This window comes from Mycobacterium sp. 1465703.0 (genome assembly GCF_001672975.1).
Taxonomy (GTDB): domain Bacteria; phylum Actinomycetota; class Actinomycetes; order Mycobacteriales; family Mycobacteriaceae; genus Mycobacterium.
Window position 1 is genome coordinate 40,948 of the sequence record NZ_LZKU01000277.1, and the last position, 24,763, is coordinate 65,710.

Here is a 24,763-nt window from a genome sequence, read left to right on the forward strand (position 1 = left end):
GGAGACGCATTGGCTGCACGGAAGACCGGTCCCGAACGGGTAGGAGCATTCTCCGATGGCGTGTTCGCCGTACTCATTACGATCCTCGTGCTGGAACTCAAACCACCCAAGGCATACACGTTCAGCGCTTTACTGCCGGAGTGGCCCACCGGTCTCAGTTATGTGGTCAGCTATGTGTTCATCGCGATCGTATGGGTGAACCATCACCACTTGTTCGGCTATGCAGAGGTGGCAACACCGCGATTGGTGTGGTCGAACTTCGCGCACCTGTTCTCGGTGTCACTCATTCCGATCACCACCGAGTGGATCGCCGACAGCCGGCTGGCCGCCGCGCCCGTGACCTTGTATGCGTCGGTGTTCGTGCTCGTCAACATCACCTATCTGGCGCTCTGTCAAGAAGTCGTCGATCGGCCCGCCCATGCGGACCTCACGCAGCGCATGCGTCAACTGTTGCAGATGAGATCGTTCTTCACCATCGGCGTCTTCGCCACGGCGGCCGTCTTAGCATTCTGGTGGCCGGCAGCCGGAATGGCATTGATCGCGCTTTGTCTGGCCGGGTATCTGCGGCCGGACCTACCCGCGCCGAAGAAGACCGAGCCCTGACATGCCCAAACCATCCGTCCTCGTTTTCGACGTCAACGAGACGCTGATCGATATCGATTCCCTCGCACCGCTTTTCGGTCAGCTGTTCGGCGACGAACGCATACTGCGTGAGTGGTTCGCGCAACTGGTCATGTACTCGATGACCATCACCCTGGCCGGTAACTATGTGACCTTTCCGGTGCTGGCCCAGGGAGTGCTGCGCATGCTGGGCGACGTCTACCGGGTGAACGTCACCGAAAACGACCTGGACCGCCTGACGACCGCACTGCTGACCATGCCGGCGCATCCCGATGCCGCCGAGGGGCTTACCGCGCTGCGGGACAACGGTTTCCGGCTTGTTACCCTGACTAACTCGCCGCCCAATCCGAATGGGCCTACCGCGCTGCAGCATTCGGGGCTGGCCGGCTTTTTCGAACACCAACTCAGCGTCGATGCGCGCAGTGCCTTCAAGCCGGCGCCTGAGGTGTATGGGTACGTGTGCCAGACACTCGGGGTGGCCCCCGCCGACTGCATGATGGTCGCCGCGCATGTGTGGGACACGATCGGTGCGCAGCAGGTCGGCTTCGGCGGTGCCCTCATTACCCGACGCGGCAACGCGCCGCTGCCGGTCCACGGTTTGCCGCAGCCGGACATCGTCGTCAGCGATATGCGTCAGCTCGCCGAGCAACTCGGGTCCAGACGATAATCGAGCCATGGCCACCGCAGACGGATTCCATCCAGACTTCGACGACACGGCGAAACCGGTCGCACGTAACCGGGTACGACACATCAAGGCGTCGGAGATCAGCTCCGATACCGCACAGTCGGAGGGGCTGCGGCGCTTCGCCGCCTTGTCCGGCCGATCGGTCGGCGCCGAGAAGCTCTGGATGGGCGAGACGCACGCATCACCGCAATCAGCTTCGGACAATCATCATCATGGCGACTCGGAGACCGCCATCTACGTGCGAAGTGGCAACCCGGAGTTCGTGTTCCATGACGGCACCGGGGAGGTCCGTATCCTCGCCGAACCCGGCGACTACGTCTTCATCCCGCCGTATCTGCCGCATCGGGAGGAAAATCCCGATCCGACTACCACCGCCGAGGTGGTGATCGCGCGCAGCACCCAGGAAGCCATCGTGATCAATCTTCCCGCGCTGTATCCCCTGGACGGGTCTCAGTAGACAGCGATCTCGATAAGGTTTCCGTCGATGTCACGGCAGTAGTGCGAGGTCATCTCACCCAGCGCTCCCACCTTGGTCACCGGTCCGGCTATCACGTCGACGCCACAGGCTGCGAGATGGGCGTGGACGTCGTCTGGGCTGGCGTGGGTAATGAAGCACAGGTCTGCCGAACCGGCAGCTTCGACCGACCCGGTGAACCAGTCGGGGTCGTCGGCCAATGCGCCGACGGGTCGCAGATTGATCTTCTGATTCCCGAAGCACAGCGCCGTTCGTTGCGACGGTCCGAACGTCTCGCGCCGCATGCCCAGCACCCGCTCGTACCAAGCGGCGCTGGCCTCGACGTCCGCGCAATTCAAGACAATGTGGTCGAACCGTTCCACGGTGATCGCCACCCTGATCCTCCTGACCCGCACAGCACCGCTGTCGCTTACTCGTCCAGCGGCTGGCGCGAAAACCATTCGGTATCAGACTAATCCGCGCTCCTGGTGCGGGGTTGTGCCCGGGCATTGCTTTACGGCCGGCAGATAGGACGTTTTAATACATCTCGTGGCTCCTGATCAGCTGGACCTCGACCAAGCCGACCTCCGAATATCACGCGGTAGCGTGCCTGCCAGCACCCAACTCGCCGAAGCTCTCAAAGCGGCCATCGTCAAACAGCGTCTGCCCCGCGGCGCGCGATTGCCAACCGAGCGAGAACTCGTCGATCGCACCGGGGTCAGTCGGGTGACGGTGCGCGCGGCGGTCGGGCTTCTGGAACGCCAAGGCTGGCTGGTACGCAAGCAAGGCCTGGGCACCTTCGTGGCCAATCCGGTCAAACAAGAACTGGGGCCCGGTGTCCGCACCATCACCGAGGTACTTGCTGGCTCCGGCATCACGCCGAATGTCGACGTGCTGTCGCATCGTGTGACTGACGCGCCGCAGCGAATTGCCGAGACACTGAGCCTGCCCAAAGTGCTATGCGTGCACCGGCGTTTCCGCGACGGCGACCAGCCGCTGGCCCTGATGATCGCCTACCTTCCGCCGACACTGGGCGCAGCCGTGGAACCACTGCTGCACAGCGCGACCGACACACAGACTGCGCAGGCAATGGAAAGCACCTACACCATGTGGGAGCGGCGGCTGCACGTCCCTATTGCCCGGGCCACCTACGAGATTCACGCGGCCGGCGCGTCCCTGGACGTGGCCGGCGCCCTGAACCTGCCGCTGGGTTCTCCCGTGCTGGTGCTCGAACGCACCAGCTACGGCCACGACGACAAGCCCCTCGAGGTTGTAGAGTTCCACTACCGCCCCGAGCGGTACCGGTTTTCGGTCACTTTGCCGCGCGCGATGGCCGCCCCCGGCGCCGGTATCGTGGAACGGCGCCAGCCCACCTGAGAGTGCGGTGTAGGTCCAGCTGGACGACGATCACTCAGCGAATTCTCAACAGATTCTTGGCTGCCGCATGGCTTGGCTCAAAGCATTCCCCAAGTCAGTGGCTGCAACATCAACGTCATGACGGATGAACATACGTGCGCGAAGCTGGTCGAACGTTACCTGTGCACCCGTGGCCGGCGCTATTTGCGCTATTTCCGTGGCCACCACGACGGCGAATACTTTTTTGTGACCAGCGCTCCGCAGCGCTTGCATGTTCATCTCGAGATTTCTCCCGGGCACGACGATGTTTTGATCATCCGAGTCACTCCCGGCCGCTATTTCCCGGTAACCGACCGTCCCTGGCTGACGTACTTCTGCGACAGGTGGAACCGTCAAGATCGCCAAGTCACCGCGATCGTGCACGGATCGTCGGACCCACGGCGCATCGGTGTGGAGGCCCGCAAGTCGCAGTGGATCCGAGACGACATCTCGTTCAGCGATTTCGCCGCGTTCGTCGACCGGAGCATCGCAGACGCCACTGAGCTCATTGAAGAGTTGAGCCTCGCCAGCGAACTGCCTTCCACAGAACAGGCGTTGCTGCGCTACGCCGACTGACCTCCTAGCGGTCTAAACTCCGCTCGCATGACCATCCGGGCGCGGCTCGCCCAATTTGGCCCGGATCGCGCCCCACGGATCGGCGTAGCACCCGGGCGTATTCCGATAGGCCGCACGGCTTTTGAGAAACCGCCGGGCCAGCGGAGAGATCAGCCGCATCGGGTAGCGCCGCCACCCAGCGGTGGCTCGCATCTCGGCGAGCATGTCCGGCCACGAGTGGTGCTGAAACTGCAGGATCTGCTGCGAGCGAACGGTATCCATCCAGTCCGTGACAAACCAATCCTCGTCGCTGTCCGGATCACCCGGTCGGCCCGCGGGCAAGACATCGATCAGACCACGCGCGGCGGCCAGCGCCTTGCCGACCTCCCCCTGCCGCAGCTGGTGGGACTCGTCACCGGCGATCAACAGCGTCTCGCCGGCCACGTCGGCGGTGACCGCGGCGGCGAACGCGCGCGCGACATCGCGGACGTCGACGGTATGGATTCGGCCATCGGTGGGCAAGGCGTTTTCGAAGAACAACGCATCGACGCTGAACGGCATGGCGTCCGGTTCGACGCTTATCACCCCGGCCAGCCGCAGGATGACCCACTCGAGATTCGAGGACCGGACGTGCTGTTCGGTTTCAGCCTTGTGCGCACCGTAGAGGTCGGCCGGCTTCATCGGGGAGTCCGGGCGCAACAACTCGTGGTGGCGGTGCGGGTTGCGCGCGCCGTACACGGCGTTGCTCGAGGCCTGAATGAACCGCACCGGATGTGGCCGCGACTGCGCCGCGCGCAACAAGGTGACGGTCGCATCGACGTTGACTCGCCGGCCCAGAGCGGGCTGGCGATATATCACCGGGGGGATCACCGCGGCCAGGTGGACGATCGCCGAAGGCGACGTCTCGGCGAGCAGACGGTCGACCTGACCCGGGTCGGTCAGATCCGCCCAATGCGCCGCGGCGCCGGCCGGCAGCGCCCGCGCCGCTTTGCGCTGGGCGGCGGTACCCAGGTCGGTCGCTACCACGCGATGGCCGTCGGCAACCAGTCGGCGCACCGTCTGTGAGCCGACGAGCCCGAAACCCCCACTAACCAGAACCTTTTCGGACATGCTCCCCCGATGCGCGTTCACCCTCCAGCAAACGAATATGACATTCTCTTAAATGGAGAGTAACATATTCCGAACAGCAGGCCAGGTTTGAGACCGGCGTCACACCGGCAACAAATAGCAAAGAGCGGAAACAGACAGCGGGGAGCGATGAACGGCAACGGTGTGGACGCGGCGGACAATCACGAGACCGCCAAATGGGATCCGGCTCTCACCGAACAAGTCGTAAAGGTGCTCGGCCCGGCCATCAAACGGTATTACCGGGCCGAGGTGCGAAACATCGACAACATGCCGTCCTCTGGCGGCGCGCTGGTGGTCTCCAACCACTCGGGCGGCATGCTGACCCCGGACGTATTGATCTTCTCCCCCGCGTTCTACAACCGGTTCGGCTACGACCGCCCGATCTACACCTTGGGCCACTACGGCCTGTTCATAGGGCCGTTGGACGGCTGGCTGCGCCGTCTCGGGGTCATCGAGGCCAGTCGCGAAAACGCCGCCACCGCCCTGCATTCCGGCGCCGTAGTACTGGTGTTTCCCGGCGGCGACTACGACTCTTACCGGCCGACCTTCAGCGCGAACACCATCGACTTCAACGGCCGCACCGGCTACGTGCGGACCGCCATCGAAGCCGGGGTACCCATCGTGCCCACCGTGTCTATCGGCGCCCAGGAGACCCAGCTGTTCCTGACCCGGGGCAACTGGCTGGCCCGCAAGCTGGGGCTAACCAAGGCCCGGATGGACATCCTGCCGATCAGCGTCGGGTTCCCGTTCGGGCTGAGCGTGATCTTCCCGCCCAACGTGCCGCTGCCGGCAAAGATCGTCACCGAGGTTCTCGAGCCGATCGACATCACCGCCCGCTTCGGCAACGACCCCGACATCAACGAGGTCGACGCCCACGTACGCGCCGTCATGGAAGCCGCGCTCAAGCGGCTGGCCGGGCAGCGCCGGTTCCCGATCCTGGGCTGACGATGTCCGGGGCCGCGGACCGGCCGGGCCGCTCCGATGCGATGACCGCCAATCCACTTCGGCGGCGCGGGGCCCGCGGCATAGTTGTTGGCCCGAACGCGTCAACGAGGCGAGGTGGCGTGTGAAGCGACTCAACGGCATGGACGCGATGCTGCTCTACAGCGAGACGCCCAACCTGCACACGCACACGCTGAAGGTGGCCATCATCGATCCCGCCGACTACGACGACGAATTCGGTTTCGAGGCGTTCCGGCATCACGTGCGTCGTCGGCTGCATCTGCTAGAACCGTTGCGCTACAAGCTGGTTGACATCCCCTGGAAGCTGCATCGCCCGATGTGGCAGGAGAACTGCGAGGTCGACCTGGATTATCACCTGCGGCGGGTGCGGGTGCCTGCACCGGGCGGCCGGCGCGAACTCGATCAGGTGATCGGCGAGATTGCATCTACTCCGCTGGACCGCAGTCGCCCGCTGTGGGAGTTTCACTTCGCCGAGGGGCTGGCCGGTGGCCGATTCGCCTTGATCGGCAAGGTTCACCACGCCCTGGCCGACGGGGTCGCCTCGGTCAACCTGCTGGCCCGCGCGATGGATCTGCGGGACGGACGCACCGACGAGCGCGACAACGACGAAGCCGGCGTCACAATGTCCGACGCTGCCCTGCTGCGCGCGGCGGCGCGCGACCATGTCCGGCAGATCGCCGAACTGCCCAGGCTGCTCAGGGACGCGACCGTCGGGATGATGCGGGTGCGCCGCCGGTCCCGACAGCGCGGCGGCCACCCCGACCTGGCCGACGCGTTCGACGCACCGCCGACCTTCCTCAACCATGTCGTCTCCCCGACGCGCTGGTTCGCCAGCACGTCGTTGCCGTTACCCGAGGTCAAAGCGACGGCAAAGGCACTGGGCAGCACGGTGAACGACGTGGTGCTGGCGATGGCGACCGGCGGATTGCGCACCCTGTTGCTGGCTTATGACGGGGCGGCCGAACGCCCGATCATCGCCTCGGTGCCCACCGCCACCGACAAATCGGACCGGATCACCGGCAACGAGATCAGCGGGCTGATGATCTCGTTGCCGGTCCACGTCGGCGACCCGATAAAACGGGCCCGGTTGGTGTCGCTGGCCACCAAGATCGCCAAGGAAGACCACGAAGTGATGGGTCCGGAACTCTACGGGAAAATGATGGCCTATCTTCCGACCGCCTTCGCCCCGGCCGCATTCCGGTGGCTGGGCCGGCGCGAAGCCCCGAACAAGTTGATGAACGTCGCGGTGTCCAGCGTGGTCGGGCCGCGCGAGCGCGGTCACTTCGGCGGCGCGACCGTGAGCGAGATCTATTCCACCGGCGTGCTTTCGCCCGGTGCCCCGGTGAACATCACCGTGTGGAGCTATGTGGACCGGCTGGGCGTCGCGGTACTCGCCGACGACCGGACCTTCAACGACCCACATGAGGCAACGGATGCCATCGCCGCATCATTCGCCGAATTACGCGATGCCGCAGGCGTTTCCGTTCAGGCGGTGAGCACGCCGTCCAACACCGAATAGAACAGGCCCAGGCCGTCGTCCGAAGGTCCGGTGAGCGCCTCGATGGCATGCTCGGGATGGGGCATCAGGCCCACCACCCGGCCGTTGGCGGAGCTGACCCCGGCGATGTCGTGCAGCGAGCCGTTGGCGTTCTCGTGGTACCGGAACACCACTCGTCCCTCGCCCTCGAGCTCCTCGATCACGTCGGCGGGGGCCACATAGCGTCCCTCGCCGGACTTCAACGGCACCAGTAGATCAGCGTCGGGCTCGAAGCGCGACGTCCAGGCCGTCGAGGTCGAGGTCACCCGCAGCCATACGTCGCGACACACGAAGTGCAGACCCACGTTGCGCGTCAGCGCCCCGGGCAGCAGTCCGGCCTCACAGAGCACCTGAAAACCATTGCAAATGCCCAACACCGGCATGCCGCGCCGAGCGGCCTGCACCACTTCGGTCATCACCGGGGCGAACCGGGCGATCGCACCGGCCCGCAGATAGTCGCCGTAGGAGAAGCCGCCCGGCACCACCACGGCGTCTACACCCTTGAGGTCGGCGTCGGCATGCCACAGGTTGACCGCCTCGGCGCCGACACGCCGCGCCGCGCGGGCGGCGTCGATGTCGTCGAGGGTGCCGGGAAAGGTGATGATCCCGATACGTGCCGTCACTGCGTCTCCCTGCTGATGGTCCAGTCCTCGATCACGGTGTTCGCCAATAGCGATTCGGCTATCTCGGCGAGCACCGAATCGTCGACGCTGTCATCGACTTCGAGCTCAAACCGCTTGCCCTGCCGCACTTCTGAGATGCCCGGATGTCCGAGGCGACCCAGCGCGCCGACAATCGCTTGACCCTGCGGGTCGAGAATCTCCGCTTTGGGCATCACGCTTACGATCACCCGGGCCACCGGCGCTCCTCCTCAGTTGGCGTTTTGGCGTCAACTCTACCGGCGAGCTTACGGACACGAGGCGATGTAGGCCTCGCACAGCGGCGCGCTCATCGCGTTGAGCACCGGATCGTCGGCCATCGCCGGCCAGGCCGTCTGCGGCGGCGCTGACGACCAGAGCGTGACCTCACTGATCGTGCTGCTGGCCGGGTGGGCGAACAGGTAGGTGTGCATCACAATCGGACCACTGACCACGGCGGCCATCCGGGTCGATTCGTTGCTGGTCAGCGACGGTGATTCGTCGGGTGCGCGCTGCTGGCAGGCCCGCAGCGCGGTGACGGCATTGGCGAAGGCCGTGGACGCGAGTGTGCCGCCGTGGGCGGTATCACCGCGCCAGTGCAGGACCTGGGCCTGCAGTTGCCACTGCCCGTCCGGATGCTGGATTGTCGCGCGAGCCGCGACGGCCGAGTCGCGGGGGTCCTGCGGAATCGCCGGCGAACCGCATACCTCCTCGAACCGGAAACGCGGGCCGGGCGCCGAACCGGTCGTCTGCACCGCCTGGCCGGCCAGCGCGGGCCAGTGGTACACCGCGTCCAGGGGCACCGCGTGCTGATCGATCCAGGCGGTGTTGGGGATCCGGTCGCACAAGCCCGGGCAAGTCTCCGGCTCGGCATGCGCAGGGATGACGACCACCAGAGCTACCACGAAGCCGCCGGCGACCAGCATCGTGGCGAGAATCACGCGCATCGGGAGCTTGTGCATCAAGGCACAATCGTAGATATGCAGCTGACGCATTTCGGCCATTCGTGCCTACTTGCCGAGTTCGACCACACCCGCGTGCTCTTTGATCCAGGTACCTTCGCGCACGGTTTCGAGGGAATCACCGGCTTAACCGCGATCTTGATCACCCATCAGCATCCCGACCATATCGACGCCAAACGGCTGCCTGCATTGCTCGAGGGTAACCCGGAGGCGGCGCTTTACGCTGACCCGCAGACGACCGCCCAACTGGGTGCCCCGTGCCAAGCGGTCCATGTCGGCGACGAGTTGAACATCGGCGAACTGACGGTTCGCGCCGTCGGCGGTAAACATGCGGTCATCCACCCGGAAATCCCTGTGATAGAGAACATTTCGTTTCTGTTGGGCGATGCCGACCATCGTGCCCGGTTGATGCATCCCGGTGACGCGCTGTTCGTACCCGACGAGCCGGTGGACGTCTTGGCCACCCCGGCGGCCGCGCCGTGGATGAAGGTGTCCGAGGCGGTCGATTACCTACGGGCGGTGGCCCCGGCGCGCGCCGTTCCCATTCACCAGGGCATCATCGCCCCAGACGCGCGGGGCATCTACTACGGGCGGCTCACCGAGATGACCAGCACCGACTTCCAGGTATTGCCCGAAGAAGACGCCGTCACCTTCTAGCGCGGCCACGCCGGCCGGTAGCGGTCGCCCGTGTTCGGCTTCCACGCCGGCTAGGTGATGTCGTCCGCGGCGCCCCGGCCCGCGGCCCGGCCGGAAAAGATGCAGCCACCCAGGAACGTTCCCTCCAAGGCGCGATAACCGTGCACCCCGCCGCCGCCGAAGCCGGCCACCTCACCGGCCGCGTACAGACCCGTGAGCGGCGTACCGTCGGCTTTCAAAACCCGTGCGGCAAGGTCGGTTTCGATGCCGCCCAACGTTTTTCGCGTCAAGATATGCAGCTTGACCGCGATCATCGGTCCCGCCTTCGGATCGGTCAGCCGGTGCGGCGCCACCACCCGCCCCAGCCGGTCACCGAGATAGTTGCGGGCCGCGCGGATCGCCGTGATCTGACCGTCTTTGCTGAACCTGTTGGCGACCTCCCGGTCGCGCGCGGTCACCTCGGCCTCCACCGTGGCGTAATCCAGCGGCTGCACGTCGGGCAGCTTGTTCATCGCGGTCACCAAGTCGCGCAACGAGTTCGCGCTGACAAAGTCCACACCCCGATCGACAAACGCCTGCACCGGCCCCGGCGGCCCGGACCGGGCCCGATTCCGCAGCAGCTCGCGTACGCTCTGTCCGGTCAGGTCCGGATTCTGCTCCTGCCCAGAGAGGGCGAATTCCTTCTCAATGATCTTGGCGTTCAACACAAACCAGGTGTAATCGAACCCGGATTTGGTGATGTACTCCAAGGTGCCGAGCGTATCGAAACCGGGATAAAGCGGAACCGGTAACCGCTTGCCGCCCGCGTCGAGCCACAGCGACGACGGGCCCGGAATGATCCGGATCCCGTGCAACGGCCAGATCGGGTCGTAGTTGGTGATGCCCTCGGTGTAGTGCCACATCCGGTCCGGGTTGATCACCCGCGCCCCGGCCCGCTGCGAAATCTCGATCATCCGGCCATCGACATGGGCCGGCACTCCGCTCAGCAGTTGCTCGGGGACGCGACCCATTCGCTTCGGCCAATTCTTCCGAACCAGATCGTGGTTGGCCCCGATGCCACCACTCGTCACGATCACCGCATCAGCGCGAAATTGGAACTCCCCGACTGGTTTTCGTGACGACGCGACTCCTCTGGGAGCAGCCGAGGGCTCCAGCACCGTGCCCCGCACGCCGGTCACCGCCTCGCCCTCGACGATCAACTCGTCGACCTGATGACGGTGCGCAAAGCGCACCGATGAGCGGTCGCGCAATTGCCGGGCGAAGATCTCAACCAGCGCGGGTCCGGTACCCCAGGTGATGTGGAAGCGGGGAACCGAATTGCCGTGCCCCTGTGCGTCGTATCCGCCCCGTTCGGCCCAGCCCACCAGCGGGAAAAGCTTGAGTCCCCGCGAACGCAACCAGCTGCGTTTCTCCCCGGCCGCGAAATCGACGTAGGCGTGCGCCCATTGGCGTGGCCAGTAGTCCTCCGGGCGGTCGAATGCCGCCGTACCAAGCCAGTCCTGCAAGGCGAGCTCATGACTGTCCCGGATCCCCAACCGGCGCTGCTCGGGGCTGTCGACGAAGAACAGCCCGCCGAAGGACCAGAAGGCCTGCCCGCCCAGGTTGGCGCTGTTCTCCTGGTCGAGAACGAGCACCCGCAAGCCGCGATCCACCAGCTCGCATGCGGCGACCAGGCCGGCCAGTCCCGCCCCGACGACGATGGCGTCAGCCTCGAACCCCGCAACCGAAGATTCGCTCATGTCGGACCAGGGTAGTGCCCGGACGGGCAGGTCAAGCAGTCGCTACTCAGGCGGCGTCGAGCATTGCCTTCGCGTTGTCCCAGCGGTACACCGTGGGCGTGCAACTGTGCATCAACGCCAGGTCAACCGCGTCCACCATGGCCTGCAGTGGACCGGGTTTACGTAAGTGTCGAGCCGCAACAGCGACCCGCACCACACCGCCGCGTCGGGCGATCCGCTCGGCGGACAGCACCACCATCCGGCACCACCAGGGCTCGGTGAGGAAGCCCTCTCCGATGCCGAGGACTCGTGCGCGAACCGTGGTATGCCGCACCAGGTCGGTGATCCCATGCAGATCGGCCAGTAGTCGAAATCCGTTTGCCGGCAATGCTTTAACAACGCCGGGTGACACCACCCAGCCAGGCGCGGCAAACAAGCGGGTACGCAAACCAAGGTGCTCGAGCACCCGGTCGGCGGCCATCAGTCGCAGATTGGCCTCGTGCGCCCGCAAGATCGCGAATTCGCCGCGGCGTTTCTTGGTGGCCGCGTCGTCGTAGCCGTGCAGCACGATGGCGTCACCGCCGGCGCGACGAGTGGTCAGCCATTCGACGGTTCCCGGGTCGTGATCGAGGCGGTAGTCACCGGATAGACGGGGAGCCACGAGTAACGACACCGGTACTTTACGGGCGTCCATTTGCGCGCAGAACGCCTCGACGTCAGGCAGGGTGCGTTCGCCAATCCCCGAGACCGAGACGATCAATTTTCCAGACACACCAGCAGTTTGCCGATCTCAAGTGTCGGAATGGTGAAGGACACGCAGACAGCAGGCGTATATGCGCACATCCAGCGCAATAACTCATTTCGGTGGCATCCGCGCTGACCAGGACCGCCGCGCATGTCAGCCGATGTGATCTGTTCGATATGCTAAGCAACGCCATGGATGAGGCCTCGTACGCGGCGGCCAAAACCCCGCCGCCAGCCCACACCGGGCAGCCGGGCGCCGAAGAACGGGAATATCCCGACAAGCTCGACGCCGCGCTGCTGCGGATCTCCGGTGTGTGCATCTTGGCCACCGTGATGGCGATCCTGGACGTCACCGTCGTCAGCGTTGCGCAGCGCACCTTCATCGACCAGTTCGCGTCCTCCCAGGCCGTGGTGGCCTGGACGATGACCGGCTACACGCTCGCGTTGGCGACCGTGATCCCGATAACCGGGTGGGCGGCCGACCGATTCGGCACCAAGCGCCTCTTCATGGGCTCGGTGGTGGCCTTCATACTGGGTTCGCTGCTGTGTGCGATTGCCGCAAACATTGTGCAGCTCATCGCCTTTCGGGTGATCCAGGGAATCGGCGGTGGCATGCTGCTGCCGTTGGGATTCATGATCTTGACCCGTGAAGCGGGTCCGAGACGGCTTGGTCGGCTGATGTCGATCCTGAGCATCCCGATGCTGCTCGCCCCGATCGGTGGGCCGATCCTGGGCGGCTGGCTGATCGACAGCTCGAGCTGGCGGTGGATCTTTCTGATCAATGTACCGATCGGATTTCTGACCATCGCCCTCGCCGCGATCGTGTTCCCCCGAGATCATCCGGCCCGCTCGGAAACCTTTGACGCCGTCGGCGTGCTGCTGCTCTCGCCCGGCCTGGCGATGTTTTTGTTCGCGGTGTCGTCCATCCCCGGCCGGGGCACCGTGGCCGACCGCCACGTGGTGATACCGGCGGTGATCGGACTGGCTTTGATTGCCGGCTTCGTGGTGCACGCCTGGCATCACGCCGATCACCCACTGATAGATCTGCGGCTGTTCCGCAATCCGGTGCTGACCCACGCGAATGTGACGATGCTGGTCTTCGCCGGCGCATTTTTCGGCGCCGGCCTGCTGCTTCCCAGCTATTTCCAGCAGGTGCTGCACCAGACGCCGATGCAGGCCGGCGTGCACATGATCCCTCAGGGACTCGGCGCCATGCTGACCATGCGGCTGACCGGACCACTGGTGGACAGGCAGGGACCAGGCAAGATCGTGCTGGTCGGGATTGTGCTGATCACCGCCGGCCTTAGCGCCTTCGCCTTCGGGGTGGCCACCCAGATGCATTATTTGCCCACGTTGCTGGTCGGGCTGGCGATTATGGGCCTGGGCATGGGCTGCACCATGATGCCGCTGTCCGTCGCGTCGGTGCAGGCGCTGGCGCCCCATCAGATCGCCCGGGGAACGACGCTGATGAGCGTCAGCCATCAGGTGGGCGGCTCAATGGGAACCGCGCTGATGTCGATGATCCTGACAAATCAGTTCAATCGGAGCCCGAATATCGTCGCAGCGAACAAGCTCGCCGCCCTGCATCAGAAGGCGGCACTCGACGGGCTACCGGTCGACCAATCCGCCATCCCGCGGCAGTCGCTTGCCCCCGACTTCTGGGGCAGTGTTGTGCACGATCTTTCACGTGCCTATACGGCGGTCTTCGTGATCGCCGTCGTGCTGGTGGTTTGCACACTCATCCCGGCGTCGTTTCTGCCGAAAAAGCCGGCAAGCGAAACGGCGGGCGAATAGCGTCGACACGCTAACAGTCCGCGACGCACCTGTTCAACGCGTCAATAGGTGCCAGACAATGCGGCGCAGCAAAATTTCCAAGGCCTGCAAGCGGCCAATTGCGAGCGAAACCACTTCAGTCGCGGCGACGGTCTGGATATGCTCACGGCGCCATGGAGAAGACCCCCTCTGCAGCTTTCAGCGTCCCGTTGCCCACCGCTGGGGGACTCTCGCCGCGGTCCGGTGAATACCCCGACAAGCTGGACGCCGCGCTGTTCCGTATCGCCGGAGTCTGCGGGCTGGCCTGCATCATGGCGGTGCTGGACAGCACCGTAGTCGCCGTCGCGCAACGTGCCTTCATCGCCCAATTCGGAGCCAGTCAGGTAGTCGTGTCGTGGACGGTCGCCGGCTACATGCTCGCATTTGCGACCGTGATCCCGATTAGCGGATGGGCGGCGGATCGGTTCGGCACCAAACGCCTCTTCATAGGTTCAGTTCTTATCTTCACGCTGGGATCGCTGCTGTGTGCCTTGGCGCCAAATATATTCCTGCTCATCCTGTTTCGGGTGGTTCAGGGTATGGGCGGCGGCATGCTGTTGCCGCTCAGCTTCGTCATCTTGACGCACGAAGCAGGACCGAAGCGGGTCGGCCGCCTGATGGCGATCGGCGGAATCCCGATTCTTCTCGGCCCCATCGGCGGCCCCATCCTGGGCGGCTGGTTGATCGGCGCCTATGGCTGGAAGTGGATCTTCCTGATCAACGTGCCGATCGGGCTGGCGGCGGCCGCACTGGCGGCGATCATCTTCCCGAAAGATCGCTCGACCCCATCGGAGGCCCTCGACCTCGCCGGCGCACTGTTGCTGTCCCCCGGGGTGGCGATTCTGCTGTGCGGAGTGTGTTCGATCCCGGGACGGCACACAATAGTCGATCGCTACGTATTGGTGCCGACACTCGTCGGCGTCGGTCTCATTATCGGGTTCGTCCTGCACGCCTGGTATCGCACCGATCACCCCCTCATTGATCTGCGGCTATTTCGCAATCCCGTGGTCACTCAGGTCAATGCGACGCTGCTGGTGTTCGGGGCGGCCTCGGTCGGCACCGGGCTGTTGGTCCCGGGTTATTTTCAGATCGTCGGCCAGGAAACACCGATGCAGGCCGGGATGCACATGCTGCCGGTCGGTATCGGGGCGGTGGTGACCATGCCGCTCGGCGGCGCCTTCATGGACAAACACGGCCCCGGCAAGATCGTGCTGATCGGGCTGCCACTGATGGCCGCGGGTCTGAGCGTCTTCGCGTACGGCGTCGCCCGGCATGCCGAATACTCACCGCTACTGCTGTCCGGCCTCGCCATCATGGGCCTGGGGATCGGCCTCACCACCACACCGCTCAACGCGGCGCTGATGCAGGCCCTGGCCCCGCATCAGGTCGCCCGCGGTACGACGCTGATCACCGTCAACCAGCAGATTGGCGGGTCCATCGGGGCCGCGGTCATGGCGGTGATCCTGACCAATCAGTCGCACGCCGAGGAGTTGCTGGCCGCGGCGAACCGGGTGGGCGGAGCACGCCAGGGCGCCGGCAAGCAGAACCTGCCGGTCGACCCGTCGGGCGTACCAAGGCAGCCGATTACTCCGGATCTGGCCAGCCATCTATCTGACCAGTTGGCGCACGCCTTCACGGTGGTGTTCGTACTGGCCGTCGTGCTGATGGCGTTCACCATCATCCCGGCGGCGTTCTTGCCGAAGAAGCCGCCGGCCCACCCGGTTGGCGAATAGCGCGATCATCCCGCGCCCAGGTGGTCCTTCTCGCCGCCGTAGCGCTCGCCCTCGGCGGTGGCTAACAGCCATGCGTATTGGAACGCGACTTCCTCCCAGCCCTTGTAGCGACCACTGACCCCACCATGCCCGGCGTTCATCTGGGTCTTCAACAGAACAGTGCCGCCATCACCGTTGGCGTGCCGCAGCGCCGCAACCCATTTGGCCGGCTCCACGTAATAGACCCTGGTGTCATTCAGCGACGTCATCGCCAGAATCGCCGGGTAGCGCTTGGTCTCGACGTTCTCATACGGCGAATAGGATTTCATGTAGGAGTAAACCTCCTTGTCCGCCAACGGGTTTCCCCATTCGTCCCACTCGGTGACGGTCAGCGGCAAGGACGGATCCAGGATGGTGGTCAGCGGATCGACGAACGGGACCTGCGCCAGGATCCCGGCGAAAAGCTCCGGTGCCAGGTTGGCCACCGCCCCCACCAGCAGGCCGCCGGCACTACCCCCCAACGCCACCAGCTGGCGGGGTTGGGTCACCTTGGAGTCCACCAAATGCTTTGCCACGGCCACGAAGTCGGTGAAGGTATTCTTCTTCTCCAAAAGCTTGCCATGCTCGTACCACAGCCGGCCCATCTCGCCACCACCCCGGACGTGCGCGATTGCGAACACCATGCCGCGGTCCAGCAGCGACAACCGGGCGATGGAAAAGCTCGGGTCTGTGCACAGCTCGTACGCGCCGTAGCCGTAAAGCAAGGCCGGGGCCGGAAATTCGATGCCGGCGCGGTGCACGATCGACACCGGGATACGGGTGCCGTCCTCGGCGACCGCCCAATCACGCCGCTCCACGTAGTCGTCGGGTCGATAGTCACCGAGTACGGGCTGCTCGCGTAGCAGGGTGCGTTCACCGGTGACCAGGTCGATGTCGTAGACCCGTGCCGGAATGACGAGTGATCCCGCCCTGATCCGCAGCTTGGGGGCATCCCAGTTGGGGTTGCCGGCCGGACCGGCCGACATAAGCTCAGAGTCGAACGAAATCTCTTCGGGCTGCCCATAAGTGCCGTCGGTGTTGATCGGCCACAGCTGCATCCGGGGCAACGCCTCGCGCCGATAACTGACGACCAGATGACGGGCGAAAGCATCCACCGCGTCGAGCCGAACATCGTCACGGTGCGGGATCAGCGTGCGCTGCTGCGTCGGATCGCTGACCGGCGCCTCGGTGAGGGTGAAGTTGACCGCGCCGTCGTTGTGCAGGATCAAGAACCGGTCCTGCCCGCCGATGACTGCGTGCTCCACCGAGTACTCGACACCCTCACGCCGCGGCAGCACGACGGTGAACTGGGCATGCGGATCGGCGGCGTCGGCGTAGCGATACTCGGAGGTGATCGAGGAGCCCGAGGCGATGAAGACATAGGCGTCACTGCGTGTGAGTCCCACACCAAGCCAATACTTTTCGTCGGCCTCGTGATAAACCAGCTCCGACTCTTCACCGGAGCCCACCCGATACCGCCAGACTTTGTCGGGGCGGTGGGCGGCATCCAGGGTCAGGTAGTACACGGTGCGGTTGTCGGCGGCCCAGGTCGCACCCGCCGCGATATCGGCGATCTCGTCGGGATACAACTCACCGGTGCGTAAATCCTTGAACCGCAACGTATAACGCTCATCCCCGAGGACGTCGACCGAATACGCCAGCAGGTTTCCATCCAGGCTGACGGTCGCGGCACCCAGCGAAAAGAATTCGTTCCCCTCTGCTTCGGCATTGGAATCGAGCAGGATCTGCTCGCCCGGGATCTCGGTGTTCTCGTCCAGAACTGGCGGATCCCAGTCGCCGGAGTCGCTTACCGGACAACGACACTGGACGCGGTATTGCTTGCCCTCGTAGGTGCGCGCGTAGTACCACCACTGGCCCCGCCGGGTCGGTACCGACAGATCCGTCTCCTTGGTGCGCGCCTTGATCTCGTCGAATATCTGCTGGCGCAGCGGTTCGAGGTGGGCGGTCATCTGATCGACGTACGCGTTTTCCGCCTCGAGGTAGGCGATGACTTCGGGGTCGGTCTTTTCGCGCAGCCACTCATACGGGTCGACGAAGACATCCCCGTGGTGCTCGCGCCGGCTGTCCACCCGCTTGGCGACGGGGGGTACGGACCCGTCCAGAACCGGTTCGGTCATGCGCTGGGACCGATCCAGTCGCCGAAGCTCAGACCCGAAATTCGTTCGTAGGCATCGACATAGCGGTCGCGGGTGGCTTCGATGATGTGTTCCGGCAACGGCGGCGGGGGTTGCGAGCCGTGCCGGTCCCAACCCGACTCGGGACTGGTCAGCCAGTTGCGGACGAACTGCTTGTCGAAGCTGTTCTGCACCACGCCCACCTGGTACTCGTCGGCCGGCCAGTACCGCGAAGAATCCGGCGTGAAGATTTCGTCGGCCAGCAACATGTTGCCGTCCCGGTCGGTGCCGAATTCGAATTTGGTGTCCGCGATGATGATTCCCTTCCGGAGTGCGTGATCGGCGGCCTGAATGTAGATCTGCAATGTCCGGTCACGCAGTTGGTTGGCACGCACCGGACCCACCATCTCGATCACCCGTGCGAATGAGACGTTTTCGTCGTGGTCCCCCAGCGCGGCTTTCGTCGCGGGAGTGAACAGCGGTTCGGCGAATCGGCTGGCTTCGACCAGTCCCGGCGGCAAGGTGATGCCACAGACCTTCCCCGTCGCCTGATAGTCGAGTAATCCCGAGCCGGTCAGGTAACCACGCGCCACGCATTCCACCGGAAGCATGTCCAGTTGGCGCACCAGCAACGCACGGCCCAGGACTTCGTCGGGGATACGTGGATCGTCGGGTGGTCCGGCCAGATGGTTGGGTGCGTCGACGAGCCCGAAGAAGAAGACACTCATAGCGGTGAGAATGCGGCCCTTGTCCGGGATGGTGCTGTCCAGGACGAAGTCGTACGCCGAGATCCGGTCGGTGGCGACCAGCAGCAGGTGCGCGTCGTCGACGCGATACAGCTCGCGGACCTTACCGCTGGCCAGATGCTGATAGTCGGACAGTGCAGGCATCCGGTCAGCCTATCGGGCACCTGCAAGCGGGCTTTGTGCTGGGATCGGGGCTATGACACCGCGGTTTCTGCCCTATTCCACCAGGCCGGGCCGGCTGGCCGCCCAGCTGTTCAGCGACCTCGCCGTGGTCGTGTGGACAGTGCTCTGGCTGCTCGTCGGGCTGGCGGTCTATGACGCCGTCGCCACTATCGCCGACGCCGGGCGGCAAGTCGAGAGTGGCGCCAACGGTATTGCCGGCAACCTCGCGTCGGCCGGCCACGGCGCCCAGCACATCCCGGTGGTGGGCGACACGGTCAGCAAGCCGCTCAACTCGGCCAGCCAGGCGGCGCTGGACATCGCGGGCGCCGGCCACGACCTGGACAGCACGGCGAGCTGGCTCGCGGTGCTGCTTGCGATGGCAGTCGTGGCGGTGCCGATTCTCATCGCCGTGCTCCCGTGGCTTTTTTTGCGGCTTCGCTTCTTTCGGCGAAAGTTGGCGGTGACCGCATTGGCCTCGACTCCGGCCGGTACGCAATTGCTTGCGCTGCGCGCGTTGACCAATCGCCAACCCCGGAAACTGATGGCCGTCAGCGCGGACCCGGTCGGTGGGTGGCGCCGCGAAGATCCCGCCACCATCGGCGAGCTGGCCGCGCTGGAATTACGGTCGGCCGGTATCGCGATCCGTGGGAGTGCGCAGCAACGCGCGCGTTAAGAGCAGCAGTCCGGCGACGACAACAATGAACCACGCGGCCAACGCATCCCAGAAGAAGACCAGCGAAACGGTGAGCAGCGATCGCTGACCGATTTCGATAGCCATGGCGAAGCTGGCCGCGGAATACATGCCCAGCGGGAAGACGAAGGCCCACCACACACCGGCGAACCGCAGCACGTCGGGATAGCGCCTGATGCGGTGCAGGGCGAAGTAGATCAGCGGCGGGATCCACAGCGTGGCAGTCACCCACGTCACGATGGTGACCGCGCGCACCGGTCCGGCCAGCCAGGCGGGGGCCACACTATAGATGTCGTCGCCGGCCAGCGTCGCAATTGCCATGCCGCCCATCAGGATCCAGGTGTCGGGTTCAAAGCCGTCCCGGTCCTGACGTTCGTTCACGACGCGCCACAGAGTCAGCCAGGTCATCAGGGCATAGATGCACAGCGCCGCCACCCATCCGGCCACAGCGACCGCGAGCCACCAGTGTTGGCCGGTGTGACGGGCCGCCCGGGCGATCACAATCGCTAAGCCAGAGGTTCCCACGCTGCCCAATTGCCAGGCGCCGTGGGCGCGATCGCGCAGCTCTGGCCAGCGGTGCGCCGACATATTCCGCGCGCTGAGCAGGATCAGCACCAACCAGGACACCGGGCAGACGACGCCGAGCACCCATGCCAGCAACACATTGGACGACAACCGCGAATCGATCACCGCGCAGGCGGCGACAAAGGTGATCAAGCGCAGGGTGACGTCGGGATCGGTCAGATCCCAGCGCAACTGGTGGCCGGGGGTGCAGGCTTTGGCGGCAACGAAGGCAACCAGGAGGACCAGGCCGAGGGTGGCGATGACGCCCATCGTGTCGCTGATCAAGCGATATCCGTGGTTGTGCGCGCCGATCGACAAGATTCCCGTTGCCATCACCGCGGCGAACACATCGGGTGAGGGCTCGACGTCGGCGCACCGGATGGTCACTGTCCTTCGCGTAGCTCCACGACGAGGTGCCGGATGCCGGTATGCCGATTGCTGCGGGCCCATTCGACCCGGACGACGCGCACTCCACCGAACCGGTTGAGCAGCTCTTCGAACAGCACCCGCAGCTCCAGCCGGGCCAAATTGGCACCCAGGCAATAGTGCACACCCTGGCCGAACCCCAGATGCGGGTTGGGCTTTCGGGTGATGTCGAATTCGTCGGCGTTCCCGAACACGCCCGCATCGCGATTCGCCGAGCCCTCCCAAATCTGTACCTTCTGTCCGGCCTCGATCGACTGCCCGCCCAGCGTGATGTCGCGGGTAGCGGTGCGCCGCTTGGAGGGCGATGGGGAGGTCCATCTCACCATCTCTTCGACCGCCGTGGGCAGCGCGTCGAGATCGCCACGCAGTGCCTGCAATTGGTGCGGATGGTTGGCCAGCGCCAGCAGTCCGCCCGCGACCGCGTTGCGGGTGGTCTCCGCGCCGGCGCTGAACAACAAACTGAAGAACAGGTACAGCTCGAGATCTGAAAGTGCCGACGCGTCAACACCATCGAGGTCGTCGAGCGTTGCGTTGGCCACTACCGACAACATGTCGTCGGACGGGTTTTCGCGCTTGGACGCGATCAACTGGCGGCCGTACTCATACATCCGCGATCCGGCCGCTGCGTCTCTTTCGGAGACCGACAGCTGCGAGAGCGCAGCCTTGCGCGAACCACCGAAATCGAACTGCGGCTCGATCGCCTCGAACAACCAATGCCGTTCGGATTCCGGGACGCCCAGCAGGATGCAGATCATCTGCATCGGCAGCTCGGCAGCGATGTCGACCAGGAAGTCGAACGGCTCGCCGGGCACCACCGCGTCCAGCAGCCGCCGCGCCCGGGTCCGCAGATCATCTTCGACCAGACGAATCATCCGCGGTGTCAGCCCGGAGCTGACCAGGCGCCGAATCCGGGAATGCCGCGGATCGTCCATCATGTTGAGCACCTGGCCGGCGATCGCCAGGTCCTGCAACAGCGTGCCGCCGTACGGCCGACTCCCACCGGTTACCGAGGAATACGTCACCGGATCCTTGAGAACCTCAAGCGTTTCCGCGTAGCTGGCCACCGACCAGAAGCCTTCGCCGTCCGGGGTATTGTCGGTCGGTGAATGCCAGTACACCGGGGCCTCTCGCCGGTGGATGGCGAACAGGTCATGCGGAAATCCATTGGCGAAGTTGTCCAGATCGGTGAAGTCGATCTGCGACAGCGCTCCGACCAGCGTCACAAGATCGCACCCGGAGCGTACTTGGCCGCATCCGGGTAGCGGCTCACCAGCGCGTCCACCTGCGCCGCTACCTCGTCCACCTGGTCGCCGGCGGCACCGGTGAAAGCCTTCTTGTCGGCAAGCGCGGCATCCAGGGCGGCCCGGTCCAGCGGCAACCGCTCGTCGGCGGCCAGTCGATCCAACAGATCGGGCTCGGCTCCCTGTTCGCGCATGGCCAGCGCGGTTGCCACCGCATGTTCGCGGATCACGTGATGTGCGGCCTCACGGCCCATTCCGGCGCGTACCGCGGCGATCAGCACCTTGGTGGTGGCCAGGAACGGCAAGTAGCGGTCCAGCTCGCGACCGATCACCGCCGGATAGGCGCCGAACTCGTCGAGCACCGTCAGGAACGTCTCGATCTGACCGTCGATGGCAAAGAAGCTGTCGGGCAAGGCAACTCGACGTACCACCGAGCAGAACACGTCGCCCTCGTTCCACTGCGCGCCGGCCAGCTCGGCGGTCATCGAGGCGTAGCCGCGCAGCACCACCTGCAGCCCGTTGACCCGTTCGCAGCTGCGCGTGTTCATCTTGTGCGGCATCGCCGACGAACCGACCTGCCCCGGCGCGAATCCCTCGGTGACCAGCTCGTGCCCGGCCATCAGTCGGATGGTGTGCGCCATCGATGACGGTCCGGCGCCCAGCTGTACCAGCGCCGAGAGCACGTCGTGATCCAGCGAGCGCGGATACACCTGCCCGACACTGGTCAAAACCGTTGCGAATCCCAAGAATTCGGCCACACGTCGCTCGAGTTCGGCGAGCTTGGCCGCGTCGCCGTCCAACAGGTCGAGCATGTCCTGCGCGGTGCCCATCGGGCCTTTGATGCCGCGCAGCGGGTAACGGTCGATCAAGTCCCGCAGCCTGGTCAGCGCGATCAGCGTCTCCTGCGCCGCCGAGGCGAACCTTTTACCCAGCGTGGTGGCTTGCGCGGCGACGTTGTGGCTGCGTCCGGCCATCACCAGGTCGCGATAGGCCACAGCCCGCTCGGCGAGCCGCGCCGCGACCGCCACACCGTGCGCGAACACCAGTTCCAGCGAGCGCCGGATCTGCAGTTGCTCCACGTTCTCGGTCAGATCGCGACTGGTCATGCCCTTGTGCACGTGCTCGTGGCCGGCCAGCGCATTGAATTCCTCAATGCGCGCCTTGACGTCGTGGCGCAGCACCCGTTCACGGTCCGCGATCGACGCCAGATCGACGTCCTCGAGCACTCGCTCGTAGTCGGCGATCGCCTGGGCAGGCACCGAGACGCCCAGTTCGGCCTGGGCGCGCAGCACCGCCAGCCACAGCCGGCGCTCGGCGACGACCTTGGCCTCCGGCGACCAGATCGCGACCATCTCGGCACTGGCGTACCGGGCGGCCAGCACGTTGGGAATGCTCACTTGGTCCTCACGAACACACAGCTTACGGTCGCGGCCATAGCCTATGCGGGTGTACTTCGCCGGCGTCGACCTCGCGTGGGCGGGCCGCAACCCGACCGGCGTCGCCGCCATCGACTCCGCCGGCGACCTGGTGGGTGTCTGCGCGGTCCGGGACGACGACGAGATCCTTGCCGCGCTGCACCCCTACGCGCAGGGCGATTGTGTGGTCGCCTTCGATGCGCCGCTGGTGGTGAACAACCCGATCGGCCAGCGGCCCGCCGAGACAGCGCTCAACCGCGATTTCCGCAAGTTCGAGGCGGGCGCTCACCCCTGCAACACCGGAAAACCCGAATTCGCCAACGGCCCTCGCGCCGGACGGCTGGCCGCGGCGCTGGGCCTCGATCTGGACCCGCGGTCGTCCGCGGCCCGGCGCGCCATCGAGGTCTACCCGCACGCGGCGACCGTCGCACTGTTCCGCCTGGAGCGGACCCTGAAATACAAGGCGAAGCCCGGCCGTACCGTCGAACAGCTGAAATCTGAGCTGTTGCTGCTGATGGACGGCGTGGAGCGGCTGGCGCATGCCCCGATACCGCTACGCGTGGCCGGGCACGACGGCTGGATCGGGCTGCGCCGGGCCGTCACGGCCGTGCAACGCAAAAGCGAGCTGCGCCGCGCGGAGGATCCCATTGATGCGGTGGTCTGCGCCTATGTGGCGTTGTATGCGCAGCGCAACCCGGCGAACGTGACCGTCTACGGCGACCTCGACACCGGGTACATCGTGACGCCGTCGCTTCCGGCGAATCCGATCCGCGGCTAGCCGTCGGTCAGATCTGCACGGGCCGCTGGTCGATCGGTGCCAGCACCTCGATCAGGTCGGCGACCGCCCCCTGTGCTGCCGCCCGCGGGTCCCGACCCTCGACCAGGGCCGACACCACCGAACCGTCCACCGCGCAGATCAATGTGCACACCAGTTCGATGTGCACCGAGCGGCCCGAGCGCTCGATGGCCTCGGCGACCGCCTCGGCGCGCTGCCGCAGACTGCGGCGCATGGTCTCGCGCAACGCGGGCAGCCGGGTACAGGCGATGTGCCTCTCATAGCGCGAGATCAGCTGATCGGTGCGACCCGGGCCGGATACATCACCGACGAGCAGGTCGGCCAACACTTCGGCGATGGTCTCTGGTCCCCGCCGCCGCCGCGACAACGCGCTGACCCGCGACCGCAACTGCGCCACCTCGATCATCGCGATGTGTTCGACGGCGCGCGCCATCAGATCGTCGAGCGAGGAGAAGTAGTAGGTGGTGGAGGCCAACGGCAATCCGGCCCGCCGAGCGACCGCGCGGTGCCGAACCGCTTCGAATCCGCCTTCGGACAGCAGCTCGGCGGCGGCGCTCACGAGCGCGTACCGCCGGCGTTCTCCTTTTGGAGTAACCGCTGCAGTCACGAGTAGCCATCGTGCCAGCCAAAGTGGTACTGCATTGCCATTTCGGCCAAACGGCCAAGGCATAATGGCCCGCATGCCCGACTTGAGCCGACGCGCGCCTCGGAAACGAAGGAACCGGTCACCATGGTGGGCGCGGCCGCCGCCGGAGGAGCCGGATCGCGCGGCACGCTCGGCGCGGGCGCCAACGGCAGCTGAGTACTGGCCGTCGACACCGGGGCAGCGTGAGATGCGCGGGGCTCTAACAGGTTGTCAACCCCGTAGACGCCGACGGCCCCGAGAGCTGCGCCGGCGCCGAGGCCGAGCAGCGCGCGTCGGCTCAAGTCGGGCATGCGGGCCATTATGCCTTGGCCGTTTGGCCGAAATGGCAATGCAGTACCACTT

25 protein-coding genes and 1 pseudogene are annotated in these 24,763 nt (G+C 65.3%); 12 read left to right on the top strand and 14 right to left on the bottom strand.

Going from position 1 to position 24,763, the window contains the following annotated elements; genetic code table 11:
* Positions 1-9: 9 nt before the first annotated feature.
* Genes A5625_RS26185 through A5625_RS26195 form a run of 3 tightly spaced genes read left to right on the top strand, consistent with a single transcriptional unit; the run spans position 10 to position 1,763 of the window.
* On the top strand, positions 10-603 hold the full coding sequence (locus A5625_RS26185) for a TMEM175 family protein (RefSeq protein ID WP_082984561.1): 594 nt from the start codon (positions 10-12) through the stop codon (positions 601-603).
* Between the two features lies 1 nt (position 604).
* Positions 605-1,288, top strand: coding sequence for a haloacid dehalogenase type II (locus tag A5625_RS26190; RefSeq protein ID WP_067001235.1), 684 nt, complete (start codon positions 605-607; stop codon positions 1,286-1,288).
* A gap of 7 nt (positions 1,289-1,295) precedes the next feature.
* Entirely contained in the window at positions 1,296-1,763 is a 468-nt protein-coding gene (locus tag A5625_RS26195) for a cupin domain-containing protein (RefSeq protein WP_067001238.1), read from the top strand.
* On the opposite strand, the gene A5625_RS26200 is transcribed toward A5625_RS26195, so the two are convergent.
* Positions 1,757-2,155, bottom strand: a complete 399-nt coding sequence (locus tag A5625_RS26200; protein WP_067001243.1) for a VOC family protein — start codon at positions 2,153-2,155, stop codon at positions 1,757-1,759. The two genes, A5625_RS26195 and A5625_RS26200, sit on opposite strands and share 7 nt — an antisense overlap.
* A gap of 154 nt (positions 2,156-2,309) precedes the next feature.
* On the opposite strand from A5625_RS26200, the gene A5625_RS26205 reads away from it, so the two are divergent.
* Together A5625_RS26205 and A5625_RS26210 are read left to right on the top strand one after the other, a co-directional pair.
* Positions 2,310-3,137 carry a GntR family transcriptional regulator gene (locus tag A5625_RS26205; protein ID WP_067001244.1) on the top strand — a complete coding sequence of 276 codons (828 nt, stop codon included), beginning with the start codon at positions 2,310-2,312 and terminating at the stop codon, positions 3,135-3,137.
* A gap of 117 nt (positions 3,138-3,254) precedes the next feature.
* The gene (locus A5625_RS26210) at positions 3,255-3,731 is read left to right on the top strand and encodes a hypothetical protein (RefSeq protein WP_067001245.1); all 477 of its coding nucleotides are present in this window, start codon (positions 3,255-3,257) and stop codon (positions 3,729-3,731) included.
* 12 nt (positions 3,732-3,743) lie between these two features.
* On the opposite strand, the gene A5625_RS26215 is transcribed toward A5625_RS26210, so the two are convergent.
* Positions 3,744-4,820, bottom strand: coding sequence for an NAD(P)-dependent oxidoreductase (locus A5625_RS26215; protein ID WP_067001246.1), 1,077 nt, complete (start codon positions 4,818-4,820; stop codon positions 3,744-3,746).
* A 147-nt stretch (positions 4,821-4,967) separates the two neighbouring features.
* On the opposite strand from A5625_RS26215, the gene A5625_RS26220 reads away from it, so the two are divergent.
* Positions 4,968-5,783 carry a lysophospholipid acyltransferase family protein gene (locus A5625_RS26220; protein ID WP_067001249.1) on the top strand — a complete coding sequence of 272 codons (816 nt, stop codon included), beginning with the start codon at positions 4,968-4,970 and terminating at the stop codon, positions 5,781-5,783.
* A 121-nt stretch (positions 5,784-5,904) separates the two neighbouring features.
* Positions 5,905-7,320: a wax ester/triacylglycerol synthase family O-acyltransferase gene (locus A5625_RS26225; RefSeq protein ID WP_197516234.1), complete on the top strand. Its 1,416-nt coding sequence runs from the start codon at positions 5,905-5,907 to the stop codon at positions 7,318-7,320.
* Here the strand turns inward: A5625_RS26225 and purQ are convergent.
* From purQ to A5625_RS26240, 3 genes are read right to left on the bottom strand one after another with little or no spacing between them, the layout of a single operon-like run.
* Positions 7,287-7,961, bottom strand: a complete 675-nt coding sequence (gene purQ, locus A5625_RS26230; RefSeq protein WP_067001251.1) for a phosphoribosylformylglycinamidine synthase subunit PurQ — start codon at positions 7,959-7,961, stop codon at positions 7,287-7,289. The two genes, A5625_RS26225 and purQ, sit on opposite strands and share 34 nt — an antisense overlap.
* Positions 7,958-8,197, bottom strand: coding sequence for a phosphoribosylformylglycinamidine synthase subunit PurS (purS, locus tag A5625_RS26235; RefSeq protein WP_067001259.1), 240 nt, complete (start codon positions 8,195-8,197; stop codon positions 7,958-7,960). Before purS ends, purQ begins: the two co-directional genes overlap by 4 nt.
* 48 nt (positions 8,198-8,245) lie before the next feature.
* Entirely contained in the window at positions 8,246-8,980 is a 735-nt protein-coding gene (locus A5625_RS26240) for an ATPase (protein WP_197516235.1), read from the bottom strand.
* On the opposite strand from A5625_RS26240, the gene A5625_RS26245 reads away from it, so the two are divergent.
* Entirely contained in the window at positions 8,957-9,595 is a 639-nt protein-coding gene (locus A5625_RS26245; RefSeq protein ID WP_067001261.1) for an MBL fold metallo-hydrolase, read from the top strand. The genes A5625_RS26240 and A5625_RS26245 overlap by 24 nt on opposite strands.
* 50 nt (positions 9,596-9,645) lie before the next feature.
* Here the strand turns inward: A5625_RS26245 and A5625_RS26250 are convergent, their stop codons facing one another.
* Entirely contained in the window at positions 9,646-11,313 is a 1,668-nt protein-coding gene (locus tag A5625_RS26250; RefSeq protein WP_067001269.1) for an FAD-binding dehydrogenase, read from the bottom strand.
* Between the two features lie 46 nt (positions 11,314-11,359).
* Positions 11,360-12,064: a DUF2334 domain-containing protein gene (locus A5625_RS26255; RefSeq protein ID WP_067001271.1), complete on the bottom strand. Its 705-nt coding sequence runs from the start codon at positions 12,062-12,064 to the stop codon at positions 11,360-11,362.
* A gap of 149 nt (positions 12,065-12,213) precedes the next feature.
* Here A5625_RS26255 and A5625_RS26260 point away from each other — a divergent pair, with 149 nt between their 5' ends.
* Both A5625_RS26260 and A5625_RS26265 read left to right on the top strand, forming a co-directional pair.
* The gene (locus A5625_RS26260) at positions 12,214-13,830 is read left to right on the top strand and encodes a DHA2 family efflux MFS transporter permease subunit (protein WP_067001273.1); all 1,617 of its coding nucleotides are present in this window, start codon (positions 12,214-12,216) and stop codon (positions 13,828-13,830) included.
* A 152-nt stretch (positions 13,831-13,982) separates the two neighbouring features.
* Positions 13,983-15,581 carry a DHA2 family efflux MFS transporter permease subunit gene (locus A5625_RS26265; RefSeq protein WP_067001275.1) on the top strand — a complete coding sequence of 533 codons (1,599 nt, stop codon included), beginning with the start codon at positions 13,983-13,985 and terminating at the stop codon, positions 15,579-15,581.
* 5 nt (positions 15,582-15,586) lie between these two features.
* Here A5625_RS26265 and A5625_RS26270 read toward each other — a convergent pair whose 3' ends face one another.
* Together A5625_RS26270 and A5625_RS26275 are read right to left on the bottom strand one after the other, a co-directional pair.
* A complete protein-coding gene (locus A5625_RS26270; protein WP_067001279.1) occupies positions 15,587-17,737 on the bottom strand; it encodes a S9 family peptidase in 2,151 nt (716 codons plus the stop codon).
* Positions 17,734-18,624 (bottom strand): phosphoribosylaminoimidazolesuccinocarboxamide synthase, encoded by an 891-nt coding sequence (locus A5625_RS26275; protein ID WP_067001281.1) that lies wholly within the window; start codon positions 18,622-18,624, stop codon positions 17,734-17,736. The genes A5625_RS26270 and A5625_RS26275 overlap by 4 nt, the downstream gene beginning before the upstream one ends.
* A gap of 52 nt (positions 18,625-18,676) precedes the next feature.
* Here A5625_RS26275 and A5625_RS26280 point away from each other — a divergent pair, with 52 nt between their 5' ends.
* A complete protein-coding gene (locus A5625_RS26280) occupies positions 18,677-19,315 on the top strand; it encodes a hypothetical protein (RefSeq protein ID WP_067001282.1) in 639 nt (212 codons plus the stop codon).
* Here the strand turns inward: A5625_RS26280 and A5625_RS26285 are convergent.
* The 3 genes from A5625_RS26285 to purB are packed head-to-tail and all read right to left on the bottom strand — an operon-like array spanning position 19,262 to position 22,961.
* Positions 19,262-20,284 carry a tellurite resistance/C4-dicarboxylate transporter family protein gene (locus A5625_RS26285; protein ID WP_067001283.1) on the bottom strand — a complete coding sequence of 341 codons (1,023 nt, stop codon included), beginning with the start codon at positions 20,282-20,284 and terminating at the stop codon, positions 19,262-19,264. The two genes, A5625_RS26280 and A5625_RS26285, sit on opposite strands and share 54 nt — an antisense overlap.
* Positions 20,281-21,546: a cytochrome P450 gene (locus tag A5625_RS26290; RefSeq protein ID WP_067001284.1), complete on the bottom strand. Its 1,266-nt coding sequence runs from the start codon at positions 21,544-21,546 to the stop codon at positions 20,281-20,283. The genes A5625_RS26285 and A5625_RS26290 overlap by 4 nt, the downstream gene beginning before the upstream one ends.
* Positions 21,543-22,961: an adenylosuccinate lyase gene (purB, locus tag A5625_RS26295; RefSeq protein WP_067001285.1), complete on the bottom strand. Its 1,419-nt coding sequence runs from the start codon at positions 22,959-22,961 to the stop codon at positions 21,543-21,545. Before purB ends, A5625_RS26290 begins: the two co-directional genes overlap by 4 nt.
* A gap of 49 nt (positions 22,962-23,010) precedes the next feature.
* Here purB and A5625_RS26300 point away from each other — a divergent pair, with 49 nt between their 5' ends.
* A complete protein-coding gene (locus A5625_RS26300) occupies positions 23,011-23,757 on the top strand; it encodes a DUF429 domain-containing protein (protein WP_067001315.1) in 747 nt (248 codons plus the stop codon).
* Positions 23,758-23,764: 7 nt separating this feature from the next.
* On the opposite strand, the gene A5625_RS26305 is transcribed toward A5625_RS26300, so the two are convergent.
* The gene (locus tag A5625_RS26305; RefSeq protein WP_067001289.1) at positions 23,765-24,382 is read right to left on the bottom strand and encodes a TetR/AcrR family transcriptional regulator; all 618 of its coding nucleotides are present in this window, start codon (positions 24,380-24,382) and stop codon (positions 23,765-23,767) included.
* A gap of 86 nt (positions 24,383-24,468) precedes the next feature.
* Positions 24,469-24,723 (bottom strand): annotated as a pseudogene (locus A5625_RS26310) (alpha/beta hydrolase); the annotation flags it as partial.
* Between the last annotated feature and the right edge of the window lie 40 nt (positions 24,724-24,763).